The following is an 11,428-nucleotide window of genomic DNA, read 5'->3' as shown; positions in this document are numbered from 1 at the left end:
GAAATGCGGCGCAGAGAGGCAAGACGCAAGCCTCTTGCCTCAGCAGGGCCGCTTTCATCGGCCCACGACCTGTCTCGACGACAAAGCGCACCTGAATAGCCTTGGCTGGGCGAGGCGGTTGTATTACACATTCCGATAGGTCATAAGAGCACCTTCAGGGAAGAGCGGTACTGTGATCGATCTCTTCCACCGTGCTCCAGGAGGCTTCGCGCGTGAGGTGCCACACTCAAGGGGCGGGACTTGCCAAGACCCGTTTCCAGGACTTCCTAAGCCATGGCAAAACCTGGGAAAGATGAAGAGGTCAGCAGCTCTTTCTCTTCATCCAAGCCTTCATCTTTATGGGACGGTGGCAGTCGGGGGTTGCTTTGGTAGAGCTTGTTCGCTCGTTGCTTGCAGATGGCTGCGCGTAACAGGAACAGTCTTAGAAATGAATAAAGCGCCGTCGCTATGCTCAAGTGTAGAAGACACGAATCCTGCTTGCTGCCTGTGCAGACGCTGCAAGTCATCCAAGAGTTCTTCTGAGACCTCCTGGGTGTAAATGAATCGCTCCGCACCCACAATCATCCTTTGGTTGAAATGGCGGATTAAGTCGTGAGTCAGGCGACCATGAGGACTATCGGAGTGGGAGAAAAGCAGCAGCATCTTACTGCTCAGAGGAATCGTCACTTCCACGGCCTTTTGAGCGAAGCCGCTGCCATAGGGCGATTTGGGATCATGATTGGCGTTGTAAAGGACTACAGGAGTATCGGAAGTAATCAAGAATGACGACTCGTCCTCGACACTGAGAATGCTGCAATTCATCGCCTCCAGTATTTTGGATATCGGACTTTGAGAAGCTAAGTTAAACATTTCCTCAACCAATTTCCAATTGCTAATTTGCGCATCGAAAATGTCGTCACCCTTTTCGCGGATCAGATCCTTAATTGACTCGGGAGGCTCTGGAAACTTGCCAGCACGCAAAAGCATTCTGCCCGTAGAATTCACGACATCTCTCAGTCGCTTTTCAATATCACGTTTGAATGCTGGAACCCGATGAAACATCAATGTGACAAAGTCTATCAATTCGTGGCGCAACGACTCAAGACTGCCAGAATCCTCCGTGAGCGCTTTTAGCATCTTGTCTTGGCGGCTTTCTAGCACAGAGAGGCGACTCTCAATTGTGCATCGATCGGCCGCTTCATCTTTCCAGTCCAATGTGTGGTAATCCCGCTTAGATCCTGACTTCGAAACCCTCGTTGGTATTGCCCGACTCCTGTCTATCTTCTCAATTTGGTGCAATCCCTCGCGACTATCGGCGAATCGCCGAAGGTAAAACTGGGGAATGAAGTGATGATGTTTCGGATCTCCCATAAAATTTCTTCGACTACCAGGAAATTTTCTCCAGATTCGTTGTCTTGTCAGTCAATTTATCCGACTCAACCGAGGCTCTAAACCAGAATCTTAAACTCATGCGGTGGGTTCGCGGGCTGTTCGTTGCCATGCCTCAGTAAACTTCCGCCCTTGGCAAAAGCCGACCCCTGGATAAACTTCAGCCATGAACTTCGATTCCGTGCACCCCGGCCTGCGCCCCATGGTGGACGCCATCCACCGGGACCAGATCATGCGAGCCCGCAAAATGACGCCCGAAGAACGATTCGCCGAGGCCATGGACCTCATTGATTTTTCCTACGAGGTCATGGAAAGCGGCATTCGCAATGACCACCCCGATGCCACGGACGAAGAAGTCACCCAGATTTTGAGAAAAAAGCTCTCCCGTCTTCGATACAGGGATGATTACGGCATCTTCTTTCCACCTCGTAAAGTGCTATGAAACAAAGCGAGTCCGTCATTTTCATTCTCGACGCCATCGAAGCCGCAGGCATTGAATACATGGTGGGCGGTTCGGTTGCCTACATGAACTATGCGATCCCCCGCGCAACCAAGGATTTTGATCTCGTTATCGCTCTTCGTGAGCCTGAATTCACGGCATTCCTGAAACAGGTGGACTCCTTCTTCACCTTGGATCCACAGATTTACGTAGAGGGCCTGACCGGAACAAAAAGATTCATCCTGCAACACAAGACCACCGCCTTTGATGTGGAACTTTTCATTAAAAGTGAAGATCCCCACCATCTGCTCATGTGGAGCCGCAAGACCTTTCGTAACTTGGTCTTTTGCAGCCGTGAAGCCTGGACTCCCACAGCGGAGGACATGATCATCCAAAAATTGCGTTGGGGCCGTCCCCAGGACCGGGTGGATGTGGACAACATGATTTCCATCCAATCCCCAAACCTCGACTGGCCCTACATCGAGAACTGGTGTGATCAGCACGGCACCCGTGCCCTCCTTGAGGAAATCCGCGCCAGCATCCCGCCCATGGATTGAGTGCAGGCCGCACCTTGCACCGGTCACATCAAAATTCCCTACTTGGCCCAAGTCGGGGTCTCATCCCCTTGCGCCGTGCCGGGCTGTCCAGGAAATTGGTCCACGCCTCTGCCCAGGCTTCCTGCGCATGCCTCGATTCCCTCAGCTCCCTCGCTCTTCCATGTCCTTTTCCCGATCCATTTCCCCATGGGGATTTCATGGGGATTTCATGGGGATGCAAATCCCCATCGCAATCCATTCATCATCAATCGTTTAATTCTCATTATCCCCAAATGGGGAAAAATTGAAATCCTTCCCCATTCCCCATGACAGTGCTCTGCCCAGGCACTCGTTCGCCAGTGCCCTTCCATCTCCACGCATGTAAAACGCAGCCTCAAAACGGACAGCAGTTGCAGTCCCCGTTTGTCCTGCCAGGATGAACTCCCCATGTCAGCCAAACATCTCAGCCAGCGCCTGTTTGCCAGCGTCTCGGCGGACTTCTTCCGTCCGCTGGTACGTCCTTCGGCCCCGGTGTATGTGGATGGTGCGGACCGCCTCATCCAGGAGGCGGGTGAAGCTGGCCGCTTACCGCAATCGGATGCCCTCGCCATCCTGCGTGAGGTCCTGTCTCAAAATCCCCAAGTAGCACTGCAGGAAGATGAAGGCGGTGGTCTTCAGGACATCCGTGCCCGCGCCGGAAAGCTCTATAACCAGCTCCTCCAAGTCCGCTGGATCGAGGAACAAGCCGTCAGCCTGAACGAGCGCTGGGTCGTCATCTCCCCTTCCCTACGCCCCCTTATGCGCACCCTCCGCGATCTGGCCGAGGATGAGGTGGCCGAGCTCAAAAGCTTCGCAGACACCTTGCGCGGCGTCTGCACCACCCTGGAGCAAAGGGACGTATTAAACCCCTTCATCGTCCCCGCCCAGGAAATGCGCGGCACCCTGCACGATCTCCTCCAGCGCATGGAAAGCGCCATCGTCCAGCTTCACGGCGTGGAAAAGCTGGTACATAGTTTTGAGAAACGGCAGCGCGAAACCGAATCCGGCGCGGAAACCCTGCGCCTCTTTTACCACGAATTCCACGAAGGCCAGCACATGGTCTGTTATGATGTTTTGCGCGGTGGCGGCCTACTTCCCCGCCTGCAACGGGCACGCAGCCGGGTGCGTGAGGCGGGGGATGATCCCCACGTTATCCAGCATCTGGCCGAAGGCATCGCCGAATACCGAAACCTGGATCTGAATGAAGCCTGGGAGCTGGCCAATACCCAGCTTCAGCGCCTGGAGCGCCAGCTCGCCGGGCTGCGTCTGCGGGCGGAGGCCATTGATGCCCGCGTCGCCTCCTTCAACAGGCTTTCCGTCCAGCGTTACCGTTATCAGTCTGAGTTGCGCGGCCGTCGGCCGGACATGATCAAGCGCTATTGCGATGCCGTGAATGCCGCCCATCGCGGCAGCAAGTTCAACGACCTGCGCATTGAGCCGGATTTCCCCCTGGCCACTCCAGAGGTGGATTTCTTTTACGGCACCGCCTCCCTGGCCCGTCCGCGCCGCGCCCGCACTCCTGTGGCGCTGGAGCTTGGTCAGTCCCTCTCTGCTGAAGATGAAGCCGCTGACCTGGAACGTCTGCGCCAGCGTCAAAGATTCGCCCTCACGCCCCACCGCGCCGCGCGTCTGGTGGCCCGCTTGCTCCGCGAGTACGGCCCCGGCATCGCCACCGATGGTTTCCGGCTTGAAACCACGGATGAGCTTTTGGACCTCATGGCCGCCGCCGCCTACACCCATGGAGTGGATGCCGCCAGTGGCGAAGAACAGCGCTGGCAGGTGGCCAGCAGCAGCGCCGGTCATGGGCTCGAACCTGAGACCATCCCTCGTGACGCCCAGGCCGGCTGGCGCGTCGAACGTTTTGCCATAGCCCGCCCCTCATGAGTTCTCTTCCCTGGCCATCTTTCTGGGCCGACGTGCCCGACCGCGACCGCTCCCCCATCCGCGATGTCCTCGCCGATCTCCTCCGCCATGGCGTCATCCTGGGGGATGAAGGCAGCGGCCGCGATTCCTACCTTTTAGTTAGGGACCAGTATCCGGATCATATTCGTGACTACCTCGCCCCCCTGGGGCTTGAGCTCATCATTGATCACGAGCCACCCCTCATCCAGGCCCGTCCCGTGCCGGAGGAGTGCCAGCTCCTGGCCACCTTTACCAAGGATGAGACTCTGCTCGTGCTCGCCCTGTGGCGCGTTTTTGATGAATCCCGCAGCGAGCAGGCCACGGAAACTGTCATCATCAGTGCCAATGACCTCTGGGTAAAATGGCGCGTCTTCTTTGAGCACATCGAGCCACCAGGCATCACTGCCCTGGAGGAACTTCTCGCTCGCCTCCGCCGCAAGCGCCTCATCCGTTTCATGCGTAGTGAGGACAGCACCCGCCCTGGCGAGGCCATGATCGAGGTCCTCCCCAGCCTCGCCCGCAGCATCCCCTTTGACAGCATCGATGCCTGGCTTGAACGCGCCAAGCTTTATGAGCCGGAGCCTCCCGCCACCCCGCTCACGCTCGAAGAATAACCCCTTTTACGTCACGCCCATCTCCTCATGGATCGCCCTCAGCGCATCACCCTCAGCCGCATCATCGCCATCAACTGGTACGGCTTCCGTCGCATCATTGATGTCAACGGCCTCGCCCTGCTTTGCGGTGAAAACGGCACCGGTAAGTCCGCTCTTCTGGACCTGGTACAATTCGTCTTGTTAGGCAGCAAAGGCACCCGCTTCAACCGCGCCGCCACTGGTGATGGCAAGCGCCCCACAGGCCGTGACCGCGACCTGCGCGGCTACTGCCTCTGCGATACCAATACCAAGACCAAGGACGGCCAACCCCGCTACCTGCGCCCCAGCGGTGTCACCGTCGCCGCCTTGGAATTCGAGTGGCCTCTGGAAGACGGCAGCACCGAGCCCCGTCGCGAGACCTGGGGCGTACGCGTGGAATATGAGGGCCCCACCTCAGACGCACGTTACGTGTGGTTTTACACCCCCTGCCGCCTGCATTGGGCAGACCTCATCCGCGAGCCTGACATGACCCAGCCGGACGTGCAGCAAATGCTCGCCGAGGATGAATTCCGCGTCCGCATCAAGCGCGATCTCCAGGGCGATCACTTCGGTCGCTTGGAAACTTACCTGGATGAGATGGGTGCCCGCGAGCATCTCTTCTTTGACCGCACGCAGATGAACAAAACCCTGCCGGGTGCCATCGCTTTCCAGCCCGTGGAAAACTTTGAAAGCTTCATCCGGGAAAACATCCTGGAGCCTGGTTTGCCTGAGGTAAAAGAAGTCCGCCGCAGCCTCGATGCCCTGCGCGAGGCTGAACGCCGAGTGGATACCCTGGGGGACCAGCTCGCCTATCTTCAGCGCATCCGCACTCATCACCTTAGCTTCAGTGAAGCCCGCCGCGAAGAGGCTCTTTTTGGCCACCTCCGCGCTGCGCTGGACCATGCCGAGGCCGAGGAAAAATTCCACCGTGCAGACAGTGACCTCGTGACCCTTCGTGAGCGCCATGCCGAGGATAAGGTCAACATGGAATCCGCCGTCCGTGAGCGCGATGAAGCCAAAGCCCGCTATGATGAAGTGAAGCTCGTGGCCGGCCGTGATGACAGCCTGCGCAAGCTCAATGACCTGCGCCGCCAGCGTGCCGACCTGATGCCCCGCATCGAGCGCCTGCGCCATGCCTCGCGCACTGCACATGAGATGCTGAATGAGCGTGCCCAGCACTGGGAGGAATGGCTAAAGCACGGCCAGCGTGTCGGTTTAAATGCCAAGCTGGAGCGCAGTGATCTACTGCCGCAGCTCCGCAGTGAGGATGCTCATGTGGGCCTGGAAGCCCTGCCCGGTTTGGCCCGTGAATACGACCGCATCAACCGTCTTGGTGAGGACTGGATGCGCCCCAAGCTGGAAGAAGTGGAAGAGTTGGAAAAGACCGAGCGCGATCTCCAGTATCAGCTCATCAGCCTTAACGAAGGCCGCACCCAGGCCACCCCGCTACTGGACAACCTTCGCTCACGTGGCCATAAGGCGGACCTGTTTGCCCGCGTTGTGGAAGTGAAGCCCGAATTCGAATCCTGGTGGCCCTTGCTGGAATCCGTCCTCGGCCCACATCGCCAGACCGTCCTGGTGGAAGACGATTCTTTCCTCGCCGCCTGGGAGCAATTCCAAAAGACCACCAGCACAGAGCTACTCGTCAGCGCAGACGAGCTGCGCACCCTCAAACCCGTAGCCGAGACAGGTTCTCTCGCTGAAATGCTGGAGACGAAGCATCCTGTCGCCCAACTTTTAATCAATCACCTGTTAGGCCAGATCATTGCCGTCAGCAGCAGCACCAAGCTGAAGACCCATGACCACGCCATCACCCAGGACGGCCTGCTAAAGACCCCCGGTCTGCGCCGTCACCTGAGCCAGGAAAAGGAGCTCACCCTCGGTGAAGAAGGCCTCCGCCGCATGCGCAAGGAGCGCGAAGAAGGCCTGGAGCGTGTGCGCGAATTCATGAGTGACTTCCGTCGCGAAGTCCACGCCGTGCGCAGCTGGCTGAAGCGTGGCGAAGATCACCGTCTGGGTGAAGACGCCCCCAAAGCCTCCGCCATTGAATTGTCCCAATTGCCCGGCCTGGAGGCCAACGAGCGCCAGCTTGAAGAAACCATCCAGCTCCTCGCTACCCCGGAGCAGGACCGCCAACTCCAGGAAATGGACCAATTGGAAATGCGTCTGCGCGGTCTGGAGCAGCGCATCGGCAGCCTCAGCACCGCCGTCACTGCTTTTGTGGTGAATGAGCGTCAGATGACTGAGCTCCTGGACCTCAGCCGTGAGGAATTCCAAAGCGCCACCCTCTCACTTCACGAAAGCCTCAACAGTCTGCCACGAGGTCTCCCTCAGGACGAAATCAATACCGTCCTCAAGGCAGCGCTGGAAGCCGGAGGCACCTGGCAGAAGCGCAAGGACCAAGCCGAATACGGACGCCAGTTCGCCCATGACCGCGCTGAACGCACCCGCCGTGACCGCAACGACGAACGCCGTAAACTGGCTGAAGTCCATTCTGAATATCGGCACGACTTTGATGCCGATGAAGAGGACAACGCCCGCTACGATGCACGCTGCAACGATCTCGAAAGCCACCAGCTCAGCCACTACCGCCAGATCGCCGAAGATCGTCGCCGTGAGTGGGAAGGCCGTCTTCAAAGCCAGGTCCTGGATGTCCTTCGTGAAAAGATCGACGAGGCCACCCGCACCACCAAGGAACTCAGCAAGATCCTAGATCAGGACATCGGCCGTTATCGCTACCGCATTTCCCAGACCCGCGACCGCGCCCAGTCTGCCATGTGGAACCTCATCGAAAATGGCCTTGAGGGGTTCAACCCTTCCGATGAACTCTTTGTCTCCTCCCACCAGGATGAAATCGCCAAAGCCAAAGAAGAGCTCATGGCAGCGATTGATAATCCCGATGATCCCAAAGCCCAGCGCCTGCTCGATTACCGCTTTTATCATCGTTACGACATGCTCATGATCCCCAGCGGTCATAGCGAAGAAGCCGCTATTTCACTTCAGAACAACGCCCGCAAAATGAGCGGCGGTGAAAACCAAGCCCCTTTCTTCGTCTCCATGCTCGCCGCCTTCCACCGCGTCTATGACCTGGGCCGCAAGGACAGCCGTCGCAACCTCGGTCTTGTCGTCATGGACGAAGCCTTCTCCAAGCTCAGCGGCGACCGCATTGATGACTGCCTGGCCCTCGCCAGCAACTTCGGTCTCCAGCTCCTCCTCGCCTTCCCCATGGACCGCCTCGGCACCATGATTGACCACGCCGATACCGTCATCGAATGCCGCGTGGACCGCAAACGCGATGGCCAGGGCCGCGACATTCACATCGAAAACTGGGTCGTCCCCTGGAACAAAGACAAACTCCTCCAAGCCCTCGCCGGATGATGAAGAATGGAGCGCGAGTATGTTGAGCGAAGCGAAACTACTCGCCACTTGTCCCGGCCTCGCAGCTCCACCAGCCAGCCATTCCTCCAAAACTCACCGTTTGAAGCATGCACCCCGCTTGGCTCCAGACCCTCTTCCAAAAGTGGCACGCGGCACGAGGCAGCCGCCTGGCACCAGGAAAGGTGGCGTTCAGGTATGACTGGATCAAACTTCTCGATGAAACTGGTCTCCTGAAAGCAGAAGACCGTCAAGCCGCTGAACGAGACCTCAAACAGTTTCCCCAACTCCAGTTTCAAACCCACAAGTACCGCAAATACCTCATCGAGAAGGTCATCATTCCCCTCGATAGCGAACCCTGGCTCACTACCAACTTTGGCCACATCCCCGCCGCCCAGCTGCATCAGGAAACACTATCTGCCATAACCGAACTCCGCGAACAGCCACATCCCCTCTACCCCGAACTTTGGCAGCACTGGTGCGACCTAATCCAAAGCACCTTCCAGCAGGAGAAAAACCTGCATCCTCTAACGTGGAAAGAGCCGGACAAAGTGCGCCAGCTCATGATGCTCGTCTACCGCTTCACCTCCATCCCATGGACCGAAGCCACCCCCATCCGCGAGGCCAGTACCGCGCTGGGTCTCGGCAGCAAAGATCTCGAAAGCCTCCAGTCACGCCTGGAATCTTGCCTAACTAGTTTTTACGAACGACCCACCAGCCTCGAATCCTGCGGACTTCTCCTCACCGAGCCTAAAGTGGAAGTCGCCGGAAAGCTCACCCTTCATTATGCCGATGGCAGCAGCCAACCCATCCATGAAATGAAGGGCGTCTATACCCTGTCCCTCCTTCCCGACCTTGAGCGCGCCATCCGCATCAGCACCCCCGCCAAGCGGCTTCTCACCGTCGAAAACTCCAAGACCACCCTCCCTGCCCTCGCCTCCAAAAACCAGGCCGCCGACACCCTGCTCATTGGCTGTTCCTTCCCCAATCGAGCGGTCCTCCGCCTCATCGAACTGCTCCCCCCCGACCTCCCTAGCCACCATTTCGGCGACACCGATCCCGCCGGGTTCCTGATCCTCGCCACCCTCCGTCAAAAAACGGGTCGCCCATTCCAGCCCTTTTTGATGACTCCCCAAGAAGCCGCCCGTCCCGTTCCTTTCACCGAATATGATCGAAAGATCATTCAGAACCTCCTCGCCCACCCTCTTCTCCCAGATGTCCGCCCTGCCCTCGAATACTTAGTTCAACGCCAAGATAAAGGCCTCTACGAACAAGAGAATCTCGGCCCGCCCGACCTCCAAGAATGGCCGTTTTATTCTAATTATGAATCAGCCAGTTGCTAAAACCGTTCTTGGCAGAAGCCACTCCAGCCCTTACCTTAATACCATGACACTGACTCTACCTGATGACCCCGCTCTGGCGGAGTTTCGCGAGAGCGAGCTGCGTCTGGAACTGGCCTGCTCACTTTATGCAGGCAGTCGGCTTTCCAGGAACACCGCTGCCAGGCTTGCCGGCCTGGACCGACAGGCTTTCGATGAAGAACTCTACCGCAGACAAATTTCGTCCTACAGCGACGAAATGTTAAGCGAGGATCTTCGAACTCTTGAGTCTCTGCATTCAAAGTGACCGTCATCACCGACACCTCCGTCGTGCTAAATCTTTGTTTGATTGCCCAAGAGCAGTCTCTGGCGGTAGTTTTCGATGAAATACATGCACCAGTGACAGTCAAACTAGAGTTTGAACGTCTTGCGAGCGAGGATGCCCGTTTCAACGGATTGAGTTTTCCTGCCTTTATACAAGTGCATTGGCCGACATCATTATGGCCTGATCTCGTTTTAGATCCGCCACTTGATCCAGGCGAGAGCGATTCCATGAAGCTGGCAGCGTGGCTGGAGGCCGACATCATCTTGATTGATGAAGCTGCCGGACGTTTGGCCGCCAAAAAACTCGGAATGAAGACCATGGGGTTGCTTGGCATTTTGTTAGAAGGTAAGTCTCGCGGCCTGATTCCCAGTCTAAAGCCCCTTTTGAACGACCTCAGTCTGCGGGGACGCTTTTGGATAAGCCCAGCGCTGAGAAGCTCAGTTCTAAAATTGGCTGGTGAAGAGGATTAAACCAATGACATCCAACTTTCCCAACAACATCAAGGTTGCCACCCGCCACCGCACCCGCTTCTGTCTTCCACGATGAAAAGCATGACAGGATTTGGCCGTGGGGAATCGCGGCAGGAAGGCACCACTTGGGTGGTGGAGTGTAGCAGTGTGAACCGCAAGCAGCTTGAGGTCTCCATCAATCTGCCCAGGGATCTGAGCGATCTGGAAACGCAGGTCAGAAACCAAGTGTCCGCCGTCTGTTCACGCGGCCGCATCAATGTCCTCATCCGCTGCGATGCCTCCGAAACTTCCCACCTGCCTCATGTGGATGAAGCAGTCGCTGCCGGTTATGTTCAGAGCCTGCGTGAGCTTGCGGGTAAACTTGGGATCTCGCCGGAGATCAGCCTCAGTGAGATCCTCCGCCTGCCGGGCGTGCTCACTGGCGAATCTACCCAGACCGATCCTGAAGCCGCCTGGCCCGCCATCCAGCATGCCCTGGCGGCATCTCTGGACCAGCTCTGCATCATGCGCGGCACGGAAGGTAACCACCTTCGAGAGGAGATGGAGACCCGCCTCAAAACCATCGAAGCCTACGCCGCCGTGATTGAGGCCAAAGCACCCCTCGTCCCCGAGCATCAGCGCCAAGTGCTCCGCCAGCGGCTGGAGCAGGCAGGCTTGCCCATCCCGATGGATGATGAACGCCTGCTGAAGGAGATCGCCCTCTTTGCCGACCGCACCGACATCTCCGAAGAGCTATCACGCGCAGCCAGCCACCTGAAACAGTTCCGTGCTTACCTCGCCTCCACAGAGCCTGTGGGGCGCAGTCTGGACTTTCTCGTACAGGAGTTCTTCCGCGAATTCAACACCATGGGCTCCAAGTGTAACAATGCCGACATCGCCCATGCTGTGGTCAGCGCCAAGACTGAATTAGAGAAAATACGAGAACAAGTTCAGAACATAGAGTAATCAAACGAGTAAAATCGCACTCACAAATTTGATAAAACTCGTTTTAAAAGAATGAACCTTCGCTGATTTGTGGCATCT

10 protein-coding genes are annotated in these 11,428 nt (G+C 57.3%); 9 read left to right on the top strand and 1 reads right to left on the bottom strand.

Annotation, left to right across the window (positions count from 1 at the left end):
• Nucleotides 1-336 precede the first annotated feature (336 nt).
• Nucleotides 337-1,350 carry a DUF4238 domain-containing protein gene (locus tag EI77_RS15780; RefSeq protein WP_133796259.1) on the bottom strand — a complete coding sequence of 338 codons (1,014 nt, stop codon included), beginning with the start codon at nt 1,348-1,350 and terminating at the stop codon, nt 337-339.
• Between the two features lie 184 nt (nt 1,351-1,534).
• Here EI77_RS15780 and EI77_RS15775 point away from each other — a divergent pair, with 184 nt between their 5' ends.
• The 9 genes from EI77_RS15775 to EI77_RS15735 all read left to right on the top strand — a co-directional run bounded on the left by EI77_RS15775 (nt 1,535) and on the right by EI77_RS15735 (nt 11,350).
• Nucleotides 1,535-1,810, top strand: a complete 276-nt coding sequence (locus EI77_RS15775; protein ID WP_133796258.1) for a hypothetical protein — start codon at nt 1,535-1,537, stop codon at nt 1,808-1,810.
• A complete protein-coding gene (locus EI77_RS15770; protein ID WP_133796257.1) occupies nt 1,807-2,364 on the top strand; it encodes a hypothetical protein in 558 nt (185 codons plus the stop codon). Before EI77_RS15775 ends, EI77_RS15770 begins: the two co-directional genes overlap by 4 nt.
• Before the next feature lie 426 nt (nt 2,365-2,790).
• Nucleotides 2,791-4,266, top strand: a complete 1,476-nt coding sequence (locus EI77_RS15765; RefSeq protein ID WP_133796256.1) for a Wadjet anti-phage system protein JetA family protein — start codon at nt 2,791-2,793, stop codon at nt 4,264-4,266.
• Complete coding sequence (locus tag EI77_RS15760; RefSeq protein ID WP_133796255.1) at nt 4,263-4,898, top strand: DUF4194 domain-containing protein; 636 nt, start codon at nt 4,263-4,265, stop codon at nt 4,896-4,898. The genes EI77_RS15765 and EI77_RS15760 overlap by 4 nt, the downstream gene beginning before the upstream one ends.
• 27 nt (nt 4,899-4,925) lie before the next feature.
• The gene (locus tag EI77_RS15755; RefSeq protein ID WP_133796254.1) at nt 4,926-8,294 is read left to right on the top strand and encodes an SbcC/MukB-like Walker B domain-containing protein; all 3,369 of its coding nucleotides are present in this window, start codon (nt 4,926-4,928) and stop codon (nt 8,292-8,294) included.
• Nucleotides 8,295-8,401: 107 nt separating this feature from the next.
• The gene (locus EI77_RS15750) at nt 8,402-9,634 is read left to right on the top strand and encodes a Wadjet anti-phage system protein JetD domain-containing protein (protein WP_133796253.1); all 1,233 of its coding nucleotides are present in this window, start codon (nt 8,402-8,404) and stop codon (nt 9,632-9,634) included.
• 43 nt (nt 9,635-9,677) lie between these two features.
• Nucleotides 9,678-9,917 (top strand): UPF0175 family protein, encoded by a 240-nt coding sequence (locus EI77_RS15745; protein ID WP_133796252.1) that lies wholly within the window; start codon nt 9,678-9,680, stop codon nt 9,915-9,917.
• Nucleotides 9,914-10,405 (top strand): PIN domain-containing protein, encoded by a 492-nt coding sequence (locus EI77_RS15740; RefSeq protein ID WP_133796251.1) that lies wholly within the window; start codon nt 9,914-9,916, stop codon nt 10,403-10,405. Before EI77_RS15745 ends, EI77_RS15740 begins: the two co-directional genes overlap by 4 nt.
• A gap of 72 nt (nt 10,406-10,477) precedes the next feature.
• A complete protein-coding gene (locus EI77_RS15735) occupies nt 10,478-11,350 on the top strand; it encodes a YicC/YloC family endoribonuclease (RefSeq protein WP_133796250.1) in 873 nt (290 codons plus the stop codon).
• Nucleotides 11,351-11,428: the final 78 nt, after the last annotated feature.

The sequence above is a fragment of the Prosthecobacter fusiformis genome (assembly GCF_004364345.1).
GTDB lineage: Bacteria > Verrucomicrobiota > Verrucomicrobiia > Verrucomicrobiales > Verrucomicrobiaceae > Prosthecobacter > Prosthecobacter fusiformis.
This window is presented reverse-complemented; position numbering and strand designations above follow the sequence as displayed.